18 protein-coding genes are annotated in these 16,589 nt (G+C 67.7%); 9 read left to right on the plus strand and 9 right to left on the minus strand.

The genetic code is table 11. The annotated features are described in order from the left end of the window. The first annotated feature begins 12 nt into the window (after nt 1-12). Nucleotides 13-669 carry a ribosome hibernation-promoting factor, HPF/YfiA family gene (hpf, locus tag HWD99_RS03340; RefSeq protein WP_241794838.1) on the plus strand — a complete coding sequence of 219 codons (657 nt, stop codon included), beginning with the start codon at nt 13-15 and terminating at the stop codon, nt 667-669. Nucleotides 670-733: 64 nt separating this feature from the next. On the opposite strand, the gene HWD99_RS03345 is transcribed toward hpf, so the two are convergent. Both HWD99_RS03345 and HWD99_RS03350 read right to left on the minus strand, forming a co-directional pair. Next, entirely contained in the window at nt 734-2,074 is a 1,341-nt protein-coding gene (locus HWD99_RS03345) for a hypothetical protein (protein WP_241794839.1), read from the minus strand. Between the two features lie 61 nt (nt 2,075-2,135). Then, nucleotides 2,136-2,738, minus strand: coding sequence for a PadR family transcriptional regulator (locus HWD99_RS03350; RefSeq protein ID WP_241794840.1), 603 nt, complete (start codon nt 2,736-2,738; stop codon nt 2,136-2,138). Nucleotides 2,739-2,901: 163 nt separating this feature from the next. On the opposite strand from HWD99_RS03350, the gene secA reads away from it, so the two are divergent. Next, on the plus strand, nt 2,902-5,715 hold the full coding sequence (secA, locus tag HWD99_RS03355) for a preprotein translocase subunit SecA (protein ID WP_241794841.1): 2,814 nt from the start codon (nt 2,902-2,904) through the stop codon (nt 5,713-5,715). 67 nt (nt 5,716-5,782) lie between these two features. Beyond that, nucleotides 5,783-7,009 carry a pyridoxal phosphate-dependent aminotransferase gene (locus HWD99_RS03360; protein WP_241794842.1) on the plus strand — a complete coding sequence of 409 codons (1,227 nt, stop codon included), beginning with the start codon at nt 5,783-5,785 and terminating at the stop codon, nt 7,007-7,009. Here HWD99_RS03360 and HWD99_RS03365 read toward each other — a convergent pair. After that, nucleotides 6,933-8,171 (minus strand): P-loop NTPase, encoded by a 1,239-nt coding sequence (locus HWD99_RS03365; protein WP_241794843.1) that lies wholly within the window; start codon nt 8,169-8,171, stop codon nt 6,933-6,935. The two genes, HWD99_RS03360 and HWD99_RS03365, sit on opposite strands and share 77 nt — an antisense overlap. Further along, nucleotides 8,168-8,791 (minus strand): SAF domain-containing protein, encoded by a 624-nt coding sequence (locus tag HWD99_RS03370; protein WP_241794844.1) that lies wholly within the window; start codon nt 8,789-8,791, stop codon nt 8,168-8,170. The genes HWD99_RS03365 and HWD99_RS03370 overlap by 4 nt, the downstream gene beginning before the upstream one ends. A 97-nt stretch (nt 8,792-8,888) precedes the next feature. Between HWD99_RS03370 and HWD99_RS03375 the strand changes: the two genes are divergently transcribed. Next, on the plus strand, nt 8,889-9,167 hold the full coding sequence (locus HWD99_RS03375) for a helix-turn-helix domain-containing protein (RefSeq protein ID WP_241794845.1): 279 nt from the start codon (nt 8,889-8,891) through the stop codon (nt 9,165-9,167). On the opposite strand, the gene HWD99_RS03380 is transcribed toward HWD99_RS03375, so the two are convergent. Next, on the minus strand, nt 9,155-9,760 hold the full coding sequence (locus HWD99_RS03380) for a hypothetical protein (protein WP_241794846.1): 606 nt from the start codon (nt 9,758-9,760) through the stop codon (nt 9,155-9,157). The two genes, HWD99_RS03375 and HWD99_RS03380, sit on opposite strands and share 13 nt — an antisense overlap. Nucleotides 9,761-9,886: 126 nt before the next feature. Between HWD99_RS03380 and HWD99_RS03385 the strand changes: the two genes are divergently transcribed. After that, nucleotides 9,887-10,273 (plus strand): Rv3235 family protein, encoded by a 387-nt coding sequence (locus HWD99_RS03385; protein ID WP_241794847.1) that lies wholly within the window; start codon nt 9,887-9,889, stop codon nt 10,271-10,273. A 24-nt stretch (nt 10,274-10,297) separates the two neighbouring features. Next, on the plus strand, nt 10,298-11,779 hold the full coding sequence (locus HWD99_RS03390) for a sensor histidine kinase (RefSeq protein WP_241794848.1): 1,482 nt from the start codon (nt 10,298-10,300) through the stop codon (nt 11,777-11,779). Between the two features lie 72 nt (nt 11,780-11,851). Here HWD99_RS03390 and HWD99_RS03395 read toward each other — a convergent pair whose 3' ends face one another. Next, complete coding sequence (locus HWD99_RS03395) at nt 11,852-12,100, minus strand: WhiB family transcriptional regulator (RefSeq protein ID WP_017203224.1); 249 nt, start codon at nt 12,098-12,100, stop codon at nt 11,852-11,854. Nucleotides 12,101-12,333: 233 nt separating this feature from the next. On the opposite strand from HWD99_RS03395, the gene HWD99_RS03400 reads away from it, so the two are divergent. After that, a complete protein-coding gene (locus tag HWD99_RS03400) occupies nt 12,334-12,717 on the plus strand; it encodes a hypothetical protein (RefSeq protein WP_241794849.1) in 384 nt (127 codons plus the stop codon). A gap of 15 nt (nt 12,718-12,732) precedes the next feature. On the opposite strand, the gene bcp is transcribed toward HWD99_RS03400, so the two are convergent. From bcp to aroA, 3 genes are read right to left on the minus strand one after another with little or no spacing between them, the layout of a single operon-like run. Then, complete coding sequence (gene bcp, locus HWD99_RS03405) at nt 12,733-13,206, minus strand: thioredoxin-dependent thiol peroxidase (protein ID WP_241794850.1); 474 nt, start codon at nt 13,204-13,206, stop codon at nt 12,733-12,735. A gap of 9 nt (nt 13,207-13,215) precedes the next feature. Beyond that, nucleotides 13,216-14,286, minus strand: coding sequence for a ribosome small subunit-dependent GTPase A (gene rsgA / locus HWD99_RS03410; RefSeq protein WP_241794851.1), 1,071 nt, complete (start codon nt 14,284-14,286; stop codon nt 13,216-13,218). Continuing rightward, nucleotides 14,283-15,608 carry a 3-phosphoshikimate 1-carboxyvinyltransferase gene (aroA, locus tag HWD99_RS03415; protein WP_241794852.1) on the minus strand — a complete coding sequence of 442 codons (1,326 nt, stop codon included), beginning with the start codon at nt 15,606-15,608 and terminating at the stop codon, nt 14,283-14,285. Before aroA ends, rsgA begins: the two co-directional genes overlap by 4 nt. 70 nt (nt 15,609-15,678) lie before the next feature. Here aroA and HWD99_RS03420 point away from each other — a divergent pair, with 70 nt between their 5' ends. Both HWD99_RS03420 and HWD99_RS03425 read left to right on the plus strand, forming a co-directional pair. Then, a complete protein-coding gene (locus tag HWD99_RS03420; RefSeq protein WP_374205446.1) occupies nt 15,679-16,341 on the plus strand; it encodes a sigma-70 family RNA polymerase sigma factor in 663 nt (220 codons plus the stop codon). Beyond that, nucleotides 16,338-16,583 (plus strand): zf-HC2 domain-containing protein, encoded by a 246-nt coding sequence (locus tag HWD99_RS03425; RefSeq protein ID WP_042541911.1) that lies wholly within the window; start codon nt 16,338-16,340, stop codon nt 16,581-16,583. Before HWD99_RS03420 ends, HWD99_RS03425 begins: the two co-directional genes overlap by 4 nt. The last annotated feature ends 6 nt before the right edge of the window (nt 16,584-16,589 follow it).

Here is a 16,589-nt window from a genome sequence, read left to right on the forward strand (position 1 = left end):
AAGGAGGCAGCAATGGAAACAAGCATCGTTGGCGTCGGAGTGGGTATCACCGATCGCTTCCGAACCGTTGTCGAGGAGAAGATCGCCAAGGTCCAGACGCTTGCGTCGCGGGCGCAGCGGCTTGACGTGAAGGTCACTCACAGGGCGTACCGCAACGGTCGGGTTCCCGATGAGACCGTCGAGCTCACGCTGATCGGCAAAGGTCCGGTCGTTCGCGCGGAAGCAACGGACGGCGACAAGTTCGTCGCGCTCGACCTCGCGGTCGACAAGATGTCCGAGCAGCTGCGCCGGGCGAAGGAGAAGCGGGTCGACGGTCGGCAGCATCCCCGCGGCGCACACTTCGAGAAGGGCAGTGGGGCTCTCGAGGGAATCGATGTCGAGCCGGCGTCGGCCGACATCCTGCACGCGGTCGCGACCGGAAGCGTGCCGATCCAGAACGACGAGGAAGAGGTCTACTCGCCCGTCGTGATCCGCACGAAGAGCTTCGACGCAGAATGGATGACCGTCGAAGAGGCGGTCGACCGGATGGAGCTCGTCGGGCACGACTTCTTCCTGTTCGTCGACGTCCGCTCCGATCACCCGAGCGTGGTCTACCGGCGCAAGGGATGGGACTACGGCGTCATCGCCCTGAGCACCCAGGCTCCGCCGTCCGAGGCACTCGCCTCCTGAGACCGGGAACGACCGTACGGCCCGGCCCCCTGAGGGGCCGGGCCGCACGTATGTCAGCGTTCCGTCAGTCGAACATGCCGTCGAGAAGGCTGCCGATGACGAGGCCTCCGAGGATTCCCGAGGCGATGTCGCCGCCGCCCCCGCGTCGACCGCCGCCACCCCAGCCGCCGCCTCCCCAGCCGTTGCCGCCGCCGCCCCAGCCGTCGTCCTGCGGGCGGGAGGAATCGATGTCGCGCTGGGCGAGCTGCAGCGCCTCCGACGCGAGGTGCGCCACGCGGCGTGCGCTCGAGAGCGCCTGCTCACGGGTGTCCTCTGCGGGAAGCAGGTCAGAGAGGTCGACGCGCAGGCGCTCCGCCTCGGCAAGGCGCGTCCGGGCGTCTGCGCCGATCCAACCGCGATGACCGGCGATGAGCCCGCGTGCGACGCCCAGCTGACGGTCGGCGTCGTCGATGGCGTGCTGCACCTGCTGGATGCTCGGCAGCGGATTCTCCGCGCGGTGCCGAGCCTTCGCGATGGCGTCGTCGAGCGCGGTGTTGGCCGTCCGCAGCTGGGAGAGCTCCGCGAACGGATCGCCCGGAGTCCCCGCGGGCGTCAGCGCGGTGAGCGCCTGCTGCAGCGCCGTCACGGCCGAGGTGACGGCGGGAACCTGCGGTGCCGTCCTCGCGGCGATCAGGTCGCCGCGAGAGTCGGCCACGACCTCGGCCAGCGTCGATTCGGCGCGGAGGGCCTCGATCTCGAAGTCCTCGACGGCGTCGAGCAGGGCTGATGCTCGTCGGGTCGCCTCGGTCGCCGTCTCGAGGGCGAGGTTCGCCTCCTCGTTCTGCTTGGCTGCGCGGCGCCGCTCCGAGACATCGGCGCCGTGAGTGGCGAAGGCGATGAGCTGCTCGGCCTCGGCTGCGCTCGCCGTGATCTGGTGCATCGCCGAGGCGGAGTACCGGTCCGACAGTCGAGCCACTGTCTCGTTCGTGTGGGGGATGCGCTCGCTCAGCGCCGCCGCCTCGGCCCTGACCTGCGCGATGATCTCCGGAGCCCGGCGTACCTTCGAGACCGATTCGGCGAGGTCCGACGTCTTCTCGTCGAGAAGGTCCTGAGCCCAATCGCAGAGCTGGATGATGCGCGCGTTGCGGGTTCGCAGCTCTTCGGGAGTGTCCGGGATCTCATCGTGGTTGAGCTGGTGCAGCTGGAAGGCTTCCCGCAGATGCGTGCGGACGGCGGCGAGCGCCTTCTTGAGGTCGCCCGTGAGGGATTCGCCGAGCTCGGCTTCTGCGAAGACGAGCTCGTCCGACGTCGATCGGATCCGTTCGTCGGCGGCGACCAGGGACTGCTCGGCTCGGCGTGCCAGATCGGCGTCCTGTGCCGCCAGTGCTTCCTGTTCACGCTTGCGTCTGCCCCATATGCCTGCCATAGCACCGATCCTAGTTTCCCGGCGGGGTGCGCTGGCTGTGCATCCGCTTCAGGCGAACGGATCAGACGAGCGCAGCGCTTCCGGTTCGCGTGGGCCGCCCGCGCTTGGGGCGGTCCGGGGTGAGGCCCAGCGCGAGTGCATGCTGGGGATGCTCCGCGAGCCGGGCCTCGACGTGGTCGAGCCATCGCAGTTCGGCATCGGCGCTGGCGAGCATCGAATCGACGACGAGCGACCAGGCGAGGCCCTCGGGTGTGCTGTCTTCCCGCGAAGATCGCAGACGGTGGAGGGATTCCAGATGAGAGCGCGACGCGTCGCGCTGGGAGGCGATCACGGCTGCGGCGTCGGACCCCGGAAGGGTGGCCGCGATGGTCACCTTGATGGCGAGCTCATCGCGCGTGGCCTGCCCCCGCTCCACGGGAGACGACATCCACCGTTCCACCTCGATCCGACCGGAGTCGGTGATCTCCCAGTACACGTGCCCCTGTGCGTCCGCCGCGCCGCGCGCGACCAGAGCGTCGCGTTCGAGACGTTCGAGCGTGTTGTAGATCTGCCCCACGTTGAGCGGCCAGACCGATCCGGTGCGGCGGTCGAACTCGTGGCGCAGCTGATACCCGTAGCAGGGACCCTGCGCGAGGATCGAGAGCAGACTCTGACGCACCGACATGTCGACCTCCTGTGTCGTCGATCAATATATACATACCGGGAAAAGTTCGCCGTGAGCGCCATGCAGGCGACGTGGAGGTCACGGCCCGGTAACATGACAAGGTATGCCTGGTGCGCGCCCGAACTGCGGTGCCGCCGGAACCATCGACAGGGAGATGACATCTGTGGCCAATCCTCTTGAGAAGCTGCTGCGCGCCGGCGAAGGGCGGGTCATCCGTCGCCTGAACCAGGTGGTGAAGGCCGTCAACGCGCTGGAAGAGGACATCTCCAAGCTCACGGACGACGAGCTCCGCAACGAGACGGTCGAACTCCGTGCGCGCTACGCCGCGGGAGAGACCCTCGACCAGCTCATGCCCGAGGCGTTCGCTGCTGTGCGAGAGGCGGCCAAGCGCACGCTCGGCATGCGGGCGTATGACGTGCAGATCATGGGTGGAGCGGCTCTCCACCTCGGCAACATCGCGGAGATGAAGACCGGTGAGGGTAAGACTCTCGTCGCCACGTTCCCTGCGTACCTCAACGCGATCGCCGGTGAAGGCGTCCACGTCATCACGGTCAACGACTTCCTCGCGAGCTACCAGGCCGAGCTGATGGGGCGCGTCTATCGTGCACTCGGCATGACCACCGGCATCATCGTGTCGGGTCAGACCCCCGCGGTCCGTCGCGAGCAGTACGCCGCAGACATCACCTACGGAACCAACAACGAGTTCGGGTTCGACTACCTCCGCGACAACATGGCCTGGCGCAAGGAGGACCTCGTCCAGCGCGAGCACTACTTCGCGATCGTCGACGAGGTCGACTCGATCCTCATCGACGAGGCGCGCACCCCGCTGATCATCTCCGGGCCGTCGTCCGGCGAGGCCAACCGGTGGTTCGCCGAGTTCGCGAAGATCGCTCGTACGCTCGAGGTCGGCGTGGACTACGAAGTCGACGAGAAGAAGCGCACCGTCGGCGTGCTGGAACCCGGTATCGAGAAGGTCGAGGACTACCTCGGCATCGAGAATCTCTACGAGTCGGCGAACACCCCGTTGATCTCCTTCCTCAACAACTCGATCAAGGCGCTCGCGCTGTTCAAGAAGGACACCGACTACGTCGTGATGAACGACGAGGTCATGATCGTCGACGAGCACACGGGACGAATCCTCGTCGGGCGTCGGTACAACGAGGGCATCCACCAGGCGATCGAAGCCAAGGAGGCCGTGCCGGTCAAGGCGGAGAACCAGACTCTCGCTACCGTCACCCTGCAGAACTACTTCCGCCTGTACGACAAGCTCGCCGGCATGACGGGTACCGCCGAGACCGAGGCGGCGGAGTTCATGTCGACCTACAAGCTCGGAGTCATCCCGATCCCGACCAACCGGCCGATGGTCCGCAAGGACCAGTCGGATCTGGTCTACAAGAACGAGACGGCGAAGTTCGCCCAGGTCGTCGAGGACATCGCCGAGCGTCACGCAGCGGGGCAGCCCGTGCTGGTCGGCACCGTCAGCGTCGAGAAGAGCGAGTACCTGTCGCGGCTGCTGGCCAAGAAGGGCGTCAAGCACGAGGTGCTGAACGCCAAGAACCACGCCCGTGAGGCCGAGATCGTCGCCCGCGCGGGTCGACTCGGCGCGGTGACCGTCGCGACCAACATGGCCGGACGAGGCACCGACATCATGCTCGGCGGCAACGCCGAGTTCCTCGCGGTTCAGGAGCTCAAGGGCAAGGGTCTCGACCCGGTGGAGACTCCGGAGGAGTACGAGGTCGCGTGGGACGAGACCTACGAATCCATGAAGGCCGTGGTCGCCGAAGAGGCGGCGAAGGTACAGGAGGCCGGGGGACTGTACGTCCTCGGCACCGAACGCCACGAGTCGCGACGCATCGACAACCAGCTGCGCGGTCGCTCCGGCCGTCAGGGTGACCCCGGCGAAAGCCGGTTCTACCTGAGCCTCACCGACGACCTCATGCGGCTGTTCCAGTCGGGAGCCGCCGAGGCCATCCTCGCCCGCACGAACTTCCCGGACGATGTTCCGATCGAATCGGGCCTGGTGTCGCGCGCGATCCGCAGCGCCCAGTCTCAGGTCGAGTCGCGCAACGCCGAGATGCGCAAGAACGTGCTCAAGTACGACGACGTGCTGAACCGTCAGCGTGAGGCGATCTATGCCGACCGCCGCCACATCCTGCAGGGTGACGACATCGCCGATCGAGTCCAGCACTTCATCGAGGATGCGATCAGCGGAGTCGTCCGCGACCACACGGGCGAGGGCCACAACGAGAGCTGGGACTTCGACGCTCTCTGGACCGAGCTGAAGACGCTGTATCCCGTCAGCGTGACGATCGACGAGGTCGTTTCGGAAGCAGCCGACCGCAAGGGCGGGATCACGGCCGAAGGGCTCACGCGCGAACTGCTGTCCGACGCCAAGATCGCCTACGAGACGCGCGAGCAGTCTCTCGGAGAGGCGGCGACCCGCGAGCTCGAGCGTCGCGTGGTGCTGCAGGTGCTCGACCGCCGCTGGCGCGATCACCTCTATGAGATGGACTACCTCAAGGACGGCATCGGTCTGCGTGCGATGGCTCAGCGCGACCCCCTCATCGAGTATCAGCGTGAGGGTTATGCGATGTTCCAGTCGATGATGGGGCAGATCAAGGAGGAGTCGGTCGGATACCTCTACAACCTCGAGGTCGAGGTGCGGCGGGCTGCCGACTCGCAGACCGCCGAGGTCGAGGCCAAGGGGCTGTCGGACGGCGGCGTCGAGCAGCGACTCGAGTACTCCGCCGCGAACGACGCCGGCGAGGTCGAGGTTCGCAACGATCGCGGTCAGGTCCAGCAGGCGGCGACCGAGCGTCTTCGTCAGGCCGCCGCGGCGCGCACAGCCACGGATGATGAGGCACAGGCTGAGCCCGCCGACGGACCGCGCGGCGCCTTCGGCCAGCGCACGGATGCGCCGGCGGCACCCGCCGGCAACCGTGAGCAGCGTCGCGCGCAGGGCAAGAAGAAGAAGTAGCAGCGCATCGCGAAGAGGGGCTGATCCGTGGGATCAGCCCCTCTTCGCGTCATTGTAGGCTTGCTCAATGACACCAACGCGCCACTTCGACCAGTCGTCGAAGCTCAAGAACGTCCTGTACGAGATCCGTGGAAACACGCTCGTCGAGGCGGCGCGGCTCGAGGCGGAGGGCCATCGGATCCTCAAGCTGAACACGGGCAACCCTGCCATCTTCGGCTTCGAAGCTCCGCATCAGATCGTTCACGACATGCTCGCCGCGATGCCGAGCGCCCACGGGTACAGCGACAGCAAGGGCATCGTCTCGGCACGCCGTGCCGTCGTAAGCCGGTACGAGGAGATCGAGGGATTCCCGCGGTTCGACCCCGAGGACGTGTTCCTCGGCAACGGCGTCTCCGAGCTCATCACCATGACCATGCAGGCACTGCTCGACGAGGGCGACGAGGTGCTCATCCCCGCGCCCGACTACCCGCTGTGGACGGCCATGACGAGTCTGGCCGACGGCACCCCCGTGCACTACCTCTGCGACGAGGACAACGGCTGGCAGCCCGACCTCGAGGACATCCGCTCGAAGATCACCCCGCGCACGAAGGCGATGGTGATCATCAACCCCAACAACCCGACTGGCGTGGTGTACTCCCGCGAGGTTCTCGCGGGCATGGTGCAGATCGCGCGGGAGCACGAGCTCCTGCTGCTGTCGGATGAGATCTACGACCGCATCCTGTTCGATGAGGCGACCCACATCCCCACGGCGACGCTGGCACCGGATCTTCTCTGCCTCACCTTCAACGGTCTGTCCAAGACCTACCGGGTGGCGGGGTACCGGTCCGGCTGGCTCGTGATCACCGGCCCGCAGTCGCATGCGAAGGGCTTCCTCGAGGGGATCAACCTGCTCGCCTCGACGCGACTGTGCCCGAATGTGCCCGCACAGCACGCCGTGCAGGCGGCGCTCGGGGGAGTGCAGTCGATCGACGCGCTGATCGCCCCCACCGGCAGACTGCACGAACAACGCGATGTCGCCTGGGAGGGGCTCGAATCCATCCCCGGGGTCTCCTGCGTGAAGCCGATGGGCGCGCTGTACGCCTTCCCCCGACTCGATCCGAACGTCCACGAGATCCGGGACGACGCGAAGCTCGTGTACGACCTCCTGGTGTCCGAGCACATCCTGCTCGTCCAGGGGACGGGGTTCAACTGGCCCGCCCCCGACCACCTGCGACTCGTCACGCTCCCGGAGCCGCGTGTGCTCGCCGAAGCCGTCGAGCGCCTCGGGAACTTCCTCTCGAGCTACCGTCAGTAGCGGTCGCCGCAGTCGCGGAGCGGGACGGGGTGGGGCTTCGAACCGCTGCCACGAAGGATGATCGTGGCGCGACATCGGTCATCGGTCGCGCATGCAGCAGCGCGGTGTCGGCTGCTCGCTGGTCGAACGGCAGGAACGTCACGTCGGTGATCCCGGCGAAGCGATCGAGCGTTCGCCTGATCTGTCCGCGCGCGTCGAGCCCCAGCGGGCCCGGTCGCAGTCGGTTCACCACGACGCGGATCGGTGTCGGAGCGGTCAGCCGCCGGAGCTCCGCGTGCTCTCGGATGAAGCGGCTGATGCCGAGCGGATCTGCCGAGGCGAGGGCGATGATCTCATCCGCCTCGGACAGCGCGGCGGAGGTCGCCGCGTGACGGCGGGGACCGGTGAGGTCGTAGGTGGCTTCGTCGTCGGCGTCGAACGCGCTCGATACGTCGACGACCGTCTCTTCGGCCCACACCCTGCACACCCGCAGCGCCGTCTGCAGCCTGCCCGCTGAGAGCTCGGGCCACCGACTCGGACGATTGATCCCGCCGAGAACGTCGAGGTGCCCTACTCCCGTCTCGAGGGTGGTCGCGAGACGGGTGAGCTCGGCGCCATCGAGCGAACCGAGTTCTGCTCGGCGACAGGCTGCCGCGATTCCCGGGTCGTCGTCGCTGAGTCCGAGCAGGAGCGCCAGCGACGGCGCGACCGTGTCCGCATCGACGAGCGCGGTCCGCCGTCCCGCACGCGTGAGCTCGACGGCGAGCTGGATCGCGAGCGTCGACCGTCCGGGCGCCCCGGCCGGTCCCCACACCGCCAGCACCCTGTGCGGAGCGGACATCTGACGCCGCGACGCACGGGGCCCATCGGCCACCAGCACGGAGGCGACTTCCCACCCTGCGGCGTCGGAGGGAAGTGCACTCGTCAGCCCGTATCGTCCCAGCAGCCTGCTCTCGCCGTCACCCAGCGGCAGTATCCGCACGCCGGCTCGATCGCACGCCGCGACGAGCATCGGAGTGAGAACCGCTCGTGTCGCCGTGGTGATCACCGCCTCCGCGCCGTCGGGGAGGGGGAGCAGCGAGTTCGGGCCCACGACGGCGACCACGTCGATGCCCTCGATCCTGAGCTCGGCGGCGAGAGCAGACGCCCTCGGCTCGGGCAGTGCGACGATCACCGAGATCATCCGGCTTCCCCGACGGGCACGACGGACAGGACGGACCCTCCCGTGATCGCCGCGAGGACGGCGGCGACGTCTGTGCGATCGATCACCACTTCGGCGACTGCTCCGCTCGACGCCAGCATGCTCTCGGGCTTGGTGATGGCGGCGACGACCACATCGGAGACGAGCAGGCGAGGTGCGTCATAGCTGGTCCTGCGTTCGTCGAGCGGGGGAGCGTGCCAGATCTCCACGACCGCGCCGGCCGCGAGGTCCGCCGGGAGCCCCGTGCTGCTGTCGATCACGATCGTGGTCGTCCTCGTCGAGTCCGCATCGGCGGCGGCGCTCCGCGGCAGGAGCTCGCCTTTCGCGATGGTTCGTCCGGCGACCTGACCGGGAGAGAGGTCCTGCGGTGCGAGATACCTGTCGCCGACGGTGCCGAGGTTCACCTCGACGACCTGGAAATCGGCGGAGACGAGCGGCTCGCCCGGGACGATCGTCGTGTTCGCCTGGAGCACCGGGGTCATGGCGGTCGACGAGGAGACGACGAGCCAGACCCCTGCTATCGATGCGACCACCAGCACGATCCCGATCACGAAGCGGAAGTCGCCCCAGAACGCACGACGAGAGCGAGCCTTCATGTCCATGCCGACATGCTCACAGAAATCGCGCGATGCCCGCGGGAGTTATCCACAGCGCGACCACGCGTCGAGCGTGGTCGCGAGGCCGCGAGACAATGGGGGCATGCCCGATGCCTCCACATCCGCCCCGCGCTTCCTCGCTCCCGCGCAGGTCGCCGAGCTGCTGAGCATCGACGTCGACGAGGTCATCGAGCTCGTGTACGCGGGCCGCCTGCGCGGGTCGAAACTCGGAGTGCCCGCGCGATGGCGTGTGGAGGAGTCGAGTCTCACCGAGTACCTCGCTGAGCAGTCGGAGGAAGCGCGACGTATGGCGCTGTGGCGACAGGCCGACGAGGCGAGCTTCCCTGAGGTGTGGGGCACCTCGCACGCTCACGGCATCTGACCGCCCGCCGTCTGCACCGAGGCCACGGCCGCGAACGGGATCAGGCGGAAGCTCTGCACGGCGCCCGCCAGCCTCGCGGTGCCGGGATCGTGGAGCGCCAGATCGAGGTGATCGGCCCCCGCGCGATCGACCGTCCCATGCAGGTCTGCGCCATCGATGCCGATGATCCTGACGGGCACACGGCGCCGGGCGAAGTCGCGCAGCAGAAACCCCAGCGTCATGCGCTCTCTCAATGACGGCATCAGGGGCTCGTTCTCGTCGAGGCTCGAGAGGAGCAGCCCATGATCGGTGCTCACACCGAGGATCGCGTGCAGCGGGATGATGCGTACAGCGCGTGATGACGATGCCTCGCCGTCGGTCATCGTCGCTGCCACCCAGTCGGCGCCCAACGACTGCAGTCGGAGGCGCAGGCGGTGGCCCGGAAGATCGACTGTCGCCGGCGCCGCAGCCGCGCAGAGGATTCGGAGGCGGCTGCGCAGCTCGAGTCGTGAGATGCGCAGCCGTTCGGATTCGGCGTCGAGCGCCGCTCGCTCGCTCTCCCATTCGGCGGCCAACTGGCCTTCGAGGTTCTCGAACAGTCGATCCCAGTGCACCCGCCCACCGTAGGCCACCTCGCACCGGGGTGTACGAGTTATCCACATTCGTTCGCGGAACCTCGGATTCGGCCCTGAGCCGGGTGCTCTACTGGGCGCTGTCCACCCCGATCGAGAGTGCTACCGATGACGCTTCATGAGTATTTCGCACCGCAGCCGACGCCCCGAGCCGAGCTTCCGGATCCGCTCCCGATCCTGCGAAGTCTCACTCAGGGCGTGCTCGAGGTGCTCGCGGGGGTACGAGAAGTCGATCAGCTCGCCCGGTGGTTCAGCGAAGATGCGTACCGCAGTCTTGTGACGAGGGCGAACCTGTCGGCGAGGGCGCGCAGCGCGAGGGGGGTCTCGCCTGCGCGCCCGACTTTCGCGATCCTCTCCATCCGCGTCACGGAGCCCGTCGACGGCAAGATCGAAGCCGTCGTCGTCGTCGCGGGCCCTGGGCGGACCCGCGCGGTCGCGATCCGCCTCGAGGGGCTCGACCGCCGCTGGCGGACCACGTCGCTGGCGATCCTCTGAGCGGAGTCGCTCTAGGCTGGAGGGGTGTCAACCCTCAGTGATCTCGCCCATGCCCAGGGCCTCCTGGCCGACAACGACGTCGAGTGGCTCCATCGACTCGCCGGCGATGGCCAACTCCTCGCAGACCTCGCGTCGGCGGACATCGTCGTCTGGATCGAGACCGAGGACGGCTCGTTCGTCGCAGTAGCGCACGCCCGACCGAGCGGCGCGGCGACGCTGTTCTATCGCGACATCGTCGGCGAGCGTGTGCGCCCTCAATGGCGGACCCAGGTGCAGGGAGCGTTCGAGTCCGCGGAGATCGTCGACTCATCGTCGCCGGACTGGTTCGAGGAGACGCCGACGCGCGTGCGGGCGGTCCCGATCGTCAACGCGCGTCCGAGCGGCCAGTCGCCGTCGGTCATCGGGGTGGTCACGCGTCACACGAACCTCGGCGAGGCTCGCACCCCGTCTCGCCAGCAGATCACGTTCGACGAATGCGCCAACGACCTGTTCCGGATGATCGCTGACGGGAGTTTCCCCGATCTCGCCGCCCCGACCTCTCCGCGTCGTGGTGCGCCGCGTGCCTCCGACGGCCTGATCCGCATCGATGTCGACGGGATCACGACGTTCGCGAGTCCCAACGCCCTCTCCGCCTTCAACCGGATGGGTTTCGACGACGAGCTCGAGGGCGAGTCGCTCGCCGAGGTGACGACGCGCCTGGTGCCCCCGTCTCGCCAGGTCGACGAATCTCTGCCGGTCGTCGTCACCGGGCGTGCGCCCTGGCGCACCGACATCGAGGCACGCGGGGTGACCGTGTCGCTGCGGGCGATCCCGCTGAAGGATCACGGCACCCGCATCGGTGCGATCCTCCTGTGCAGGGATGTGTCGGAGCTGCGCCATCAGGAGCAGGAGCTCATCACCAAGGACGCGACGATCCGCGAGATCCATCACCGCGTCAAGAACAACCTCCAGACGGTCGCTTCGCTGCTGCGCATCCAAGCTCGACGCACGCACTCCGACGAGGCGCGCGACGCGCTCACCCAGGCCATGCGACGGGTGGACTCGATCGCCGTCGTGCACGACACACTCGCCCAGGGGCTGACGCAGAAGGTCGACTTCGACGAGGTCTTCCACCGCGTCCTCAAACTGGTCGCCGAGGTCGCATCGGCGCCGAACACCCGCGCGCGCACCCAGTCGACGGGTCGCTTCGGCGTGCTGCCCAGCGAGTACGCGACTCCGCTGGCGCTGGCGCTGACCGAGGTCGTCACGAACGCCGTCGAGCACGGGCTCGCCGGTCAGGAGGGCATCGTCACGATCGATGCGGCTCGCACCGAGGAGAACCTGCGCGTCACCGTTCGCGACACGGGCCATGGTCTTCCTGAGGGGCGCATCGGCCAGGGGCTCGGGACGCAGATCATCCGCACCTTGATCCAGGGAGAGCTCAGCGGGTCGATCGAATGGCACGGCAGTGAAGGTGAAGGCACCGAGGTCGTCATCGACATCCCGCTCCGCTGGATCACGACGTAGTCAGCCCGGCAGGTATGGCCGGGATACGACGAAGCGGCCCGAGACGATGTCTCGGGCCGCTTCGTCGCTGAGTCAGGAGGCGCGGCGGGCGCGCGCTGCGCGGCGCTTGAGAGCGCGGCGCTCGTCTTCGGAGAGGCCGCCCCACACGCCCGAGTCCTGGCTGGTCTCGAGGGCGTACTGCAGGCAGATCTCGGTGACGGTGCAGGTGGCGCAGACGGTCTTCGCCTTCTCGATCTGGTCGACAGCCGGACCGGTGTTCCCTACGGGGAAGAACAGCTCGGGGTCGACAGTCAAGCAGGCGGCCTTATCGCGCCAGTCCATGGGGGCTCCTCGGTGTGGATTTCAAGAGATGTCGCATCGCGACGTACTCGGATTTCGGGTGCAGATCGGGTTCAGCTACCCTGTATGAGATACGGACGGATGCCCGCATTTGTGATGCAGGCTCGAAGCCCGCCCCACGCCGCTGTGGGAGCACATGACGCTGTCTATTCTGTTACATGAAACCGGCGAAATCAAGGGTTTCGCTCGTTCTCATTCGATTCTCAGGAGACATCGTGCGTTCACCAGGCCTTGCGCTCGCGGCAGCGGCGGTCCTCGCCGCGGAAGGCGCGGCACTCATCGTGTTCGCGCTGATCGAGCTGGTGGGCCTCGGTGCCGGCGACGCGGCGTCTCTTCCCACCGCACTCGCTCTCATCGTGCTGACGTTGATCGGCGCGGTCGCGCTCGTCGCGTTCGCGATCGGGACGAGGGGAGGGCACTCCTGGGCGCGTTCAGGTGGGGTCGTGTTCCAGGTGCTCGCGGTCGCGCTGGCACTGGCCTCGCTGACTCTGCAGCCGATCCCCTGGCTGTTCACGGTCGCTGTCGGCGTGCCGGCGGTCGTCTGCTTCGGCCTCCTGATCGCGAGCACCAGGGCCGAGAACGAGCGCGCCGTCGACTGACGAGCGGCGGGATCGTCAGGAATCGATGCCGAGCAGCTTGCGCAGACGCGCGACGTGCCCGGTGGCCTTGACGTTGTACTGCGCGAGGCTGATCGTGCCGTCTTCGTCGAGAACGAAGGTCGAACGCAGCACGCCCTCGACCACCTTGCCGTAGTTCATCTTCTCGCCCCATGCTCCGTACGCGAGGTGCACCGCGTGGTCGGGATCGCTGAGAAGGGTGAAGGTGAGTCCGTCACGCTCGCGGAACTCCGCGAGCTTCGAGGGCTCGTCGCGTGAGACGCCGATGACTCGATACCCTGCGCCCTGGAGGGAGGAGATGCTGTCGCGGAAGTCGCAGGCCTGCGTCGTGCATCCGGGCGTCATGGCCGCGGGGTAGAAGTAGAGAACGGTCTTCTGCCCGCGCAGGTCCGACAGGCGGACGGTTTCGCCGTCCTGATCCTGCAGGGAGAAATCAGGGGCAGCGGTTCCGGGTTCCAGGCGCACAGTCACGCCTTCAGCTTATCGGCCGGGGGACTGCTCCGCCTTGTCGGCGAAGGTCTGCAGCAGCCTCTGGAGTGAGTCGAGACGGGCGAGCGCGGTCTCGCTCAGCTCGCCCCGTTCGGCGGCCTCGATCAGGGCGCAGTCGGGAGCATCCGACAGATGCGTGCATCCGCGCGGGCAGTCCTCGGCGATCTCGGCGAGCTCGGTGAACGCCGCGAGGATGTTCTCGGGCTGCACGTGGCCGAGCCCGAACGAACGCACGCCAGGCGTGTCGATCACCCATCCGGCGCCCTCAGGGCCCTCGTAGCGCAGTGAGACGGTCGACGATGACGTGTGTCGGCCGCGCCCCGTCACCTGGTTCACGTGTCCCGTGGCGCGAAGTGCGCTCGGCACGAGCGCATTGACGAGCGTCGACTTGCCCACGCCGGAGTGTCCGACGAACACGGTCGAATGTCCCACGAGCGCGGCACCGATCTCGTCGACCGGCATCTCGTCCTGCGCGCTCGTGAAGACGCGGAGATCGAGTCCGTCGAAGTGTGAGAGGAACTCGCTCGGATCGGCCAGGTCGGTCTTCGTGACCACGAGGAGCGGACGGATGCCGGCATCCAGCGCGGCGACCAGATAGCGGTCCACGAGCCGCGCGCGCGGTTCGGGATCGGCTGCGGCGACCACGACCAGCATCTGATCGGCGTTCGCGACGATGACACGCTCGACCTGATCGGTGTCGTCGGCGCTGCGTCGCAGCAGCGACGTGCGCTCGACGATCCCGACGATGCGCGCCAACGTGCCCTCGTCGCCGGAGGTGTCACCGACCACCCGCGCGCGATCGCCGGTGACGATCGGGGTACGGCGGAGTTCGCGTGCACGGGTCGTGGTGATCGCGTGCTCCTCGGGGGTGTCCTCGTCGAGCAGCACCGAGTACCGACCTCGGTCGACCCCGAGGACCCTTCCGATCTGAGCATCCTCGTGCGCCGGGCGTCGCTTGGTCCTCGGCCGATTGGCCTTGGGGTTGGGGCGGGTGCGGAAGCTGCTCTCGTCGTAGGACTCGAAGTCGTCGTCGAGGTCGTCGGAGTCGTCGAGCCAGCTCACGCGGATTCGCCCCGCAGCATGCGCTCCCACAGCAGCGTGAACTCCGGGAGGGTCTTCGCCGTCGTGCCGATGTCGTCGATCTCGACGCCGGGGACGCGGAGCCCGATCAGGGCTCCGGTGGTCGCCATGCGGTGATCGTGGTACGCCGCCCAGGACCCGCCGTGCAGCGGACGCGGGATGATGCGCAGACCGTCCGGCAGCTCCTCGGCTTCGCCGCCGAGCGCACGGATGTCGCTGATGAGGGCTGCGATGCGGTCGGTCTCGTGGAGGCGGATGTGTCCGATGCCGCGGATCGTCGTCGGTCCGGAGGCGAATGCCGCCAGGCCGACCAGGGTCGGCGTCAGCTCGCTCGCGGCGGACAGATCGAGGTCGAGTCCGCGGATCTCGGTTCCCGCCTTCACGGTGAGGATGCCGCTGTGACGTCCGACGTGAGCGCCCATCGCCTGCAGGATCTCGGGCAGGAGCGCGCCGGGCTGCGTCGAGTGCACGGGCCAGCCGGGGATCGACACGGAGCCCCCGGTGACCAGTGCCGCGGCGAGGAACGGCGCGGCGTTCGAGAGATCAGGCTCGATGTGGATCTCCTTCGCGCGCGGCACCCCCGCCTCGACGAGCCACTCTCCGGCGGCCGGACGCTCGATGCGGATGCCTCGACGGCTCAGGGCCTCGATCGTCATGTCGATGTGCGGGAGGCTCGGAAGCCGCTCTCCGGTGTGCACGAGGTGGAGCCCCACATCGAACCGAGGTGCTGCGAGGAGCAGTCCCGAGACGAACTGGCTCGACGCGGAGGCGTCGATCTCGACACGTCCCCCACGGATGCGACCGTGGCCCCGGATCGTGAAGGGCAGCGCCCACGTCCCTTCGTCGTCGATGTCGACGCCGAGGTCGCGCAGCGCGCTGATGAGGCCGCCCATCGGGCGATGCAGGGCGGTCTCGTGTGCGGTGAGATGGACATCGCGCTGCGCCAGCCCCGCGAGCGGAGCGATGAAGCGCATCACGGTGCCGGCCTGGCCGCAGTCGACCGTGGTGCCACCCTCGAGTCGCGCGGGCGTCACGACGAGGTCGGGGCCGAACTCGCCCTCGCCGTCGACCTCCTCGACAGCCACTCCGAGAGCCCGCAGCGCGTCGACCATACGACGCGAGTCGTCGGAGTGCAGAGGCGCGATCAGACGCCCCGGTCCGTCCGCGATGGCAGCGATGATGAGTTCGCGATTGGTGAGGGACTTCGACCCCGGAATCGTCACGGTGGCGCGCACGGCGACGGAGGTCGTCGGCGCCACGTAGGCGCCCTGGACAGGGGAGGGGGAATACCTGTTGGCGCTCATCGGTTCCCACCTTAGTAAACGCGAGTCGTCGCCTGACCGAATGGCGCGGACTCGACGAGGAGGAGAGAGCATGCTCGGCACGCTGGAACGCGAGTTCACAGACGTCGTCGGCCTAGACTGGCCGGTGATGGATGACACCGCAACCGCAGACACGGTCAGCGACCCTCGACGCGAATTCGAGGAGCAGGCGATCCCCTTCATGGATCAGCTGTACGCCGCCGCCATGCGCATGACCCGAAACCCCTCCGACGCCGCGGATCTCGTACAGGAGACCTTCGTGAAGGCGTACGGCTCGTGGTCGACCTTCGCGCAGGGCACGAACCTCAAGGCGTGGCTCTACCGGATCCTCACCAACACGTACATCAACATCTACCGCAAGAAGCAGCGGGAGCCCTTCCAGGGGACGATCGACGAACTCGAGGACTGGCAGCTGGGCGGTGCGGAGTCGACGACGGCCTCGCACGGACGTTCGGCCGAAGCCGAGGCGATCGATCACATGCCCGCATCCGTCGTCAAGGACGCGCTGCAGGCCGTGCCGGAGGACTTCCGTCTCGCGGTCTACCTCGCCGACGTCGAGGGGTTCGCTTACCAGGAGATCGCGGACATCATGAAGACACCCATCGGCACCGTGATGAGCCGCCTGCATCGAGGCAGGCGGATGCTGCGGGAGCTGCTGGCCGACTACGCCGCGGAGCGGGGAATCTCCGCGGCCGACCCGAGGAGCAGGAAATGACCGACTGCGGCTGCGACAAAGCCCGCAAGGACCTGGAGGAGTACCTCCGCAACGAAGTGTGCAACACCGAGCACACCGAGATCCGCGAGCACCTGGAGAACTGCCCGTCGTGTCGTGACGAGGCTCTCGTCGCGACGACTCTGACGGAGGTCGTCGCACGTGCGTGCAAGGAGACCGCTCCGGAGGAGCTGCGCGACCAGGTGTTCGCACGTCTGCGCGAAGTCCAGGCCGCCCAGCACTGAGGGTCG

This window comes from Microbacterium sp. C5A9 (assembly GCF_022627955.1).
GTDB lineage: Bacteria > Actinomycetota > Actinomycetes > Actinomycetales > Microbacteriaceae > Microbacterium.

Coding starts and splice junctions, on each gene's coding strand:
- HWD99_RS03360 (WP_241794842.1), top strand. CDS start 5,783: ATGACACCAACGCGCCACTTCGACCAGTCGTCGAAGCTCAAGAACGTC.
- HWD99_RS03365 (WP_241794843.1), bottom strand. CDS start 8,171: ATGATCTCGGTGATCGTCGCACTGCCCGAGCCGAGGGCGTCTGCTCTC.
- HWD99_RS03370 (WP_241794844.1), bottom strand. CDS start 8,791: ATGGACATGAAGGCTCGCTCTCGTCGTGCGTTCTGGGGCGACTTCCGC.
- HWD99_RS03385 (WP_241794847.1), top strand. CDS start 9,887: ATGACGCTTCATGAGTATTTCGCACCGCAGCCGACGCCCCGAGCCGAG.
- HWD99_RS03425 (WP_042541911.1), top strand. CDS start 16,338: ATGACCGACTGCGGCTGCGACAAAGCCCGCAAGGACCTGGAGGAGTAC.
- HWD99_RS03375 (WP_241794845.1), top strand. CDS start 8,889: ATGCCCGATGCCTCCACATCCGCCCCGCGCTTCCTCGCTCCCGCGCAG.
- HWD99_RS03420 (WP_374205446.1), top strand. CDS start 15,679: ATGCTCGGCACGCTGGAACGCGAGTTCACAGACGTCGTCGGCCTAGAC.
- HWD99_RS03345 (WP_241794839.1), bottom strand. CDS start 2,074: ATGGCAGGCATATGGGGCAGACGCAAGCGTGAACAGGAAGCACTGGCG.
- hpf (WP_241794838.1), top strand. CDS start 13: ATGGAAACAAGCATCGTTGGCGTCGGAGTGGGTATCACCGATCGCTTC.
- aroA (WP_241794852.1), bottom strand. CDS start 15,608: ATGAGCGCCAACAGGTATTCCCCCTCCCCTGTCCAGGGCGCCTACGTG.
- HWD99_RS03350 (WP_241794840.1), bottom strand. CDS start 2,738: ATGTCGGTGCGTCAGAGTCTGCTCTCGATCCTCGCGCAGGGTCCCTGC.
- HWD99_RS03395 (WP_017203224.1), bottom strand. CDS start 12,100: ATGGACTGGCGCGATAAGGCCGCCTGCTTGACTGTCGACCCCGAGCTG.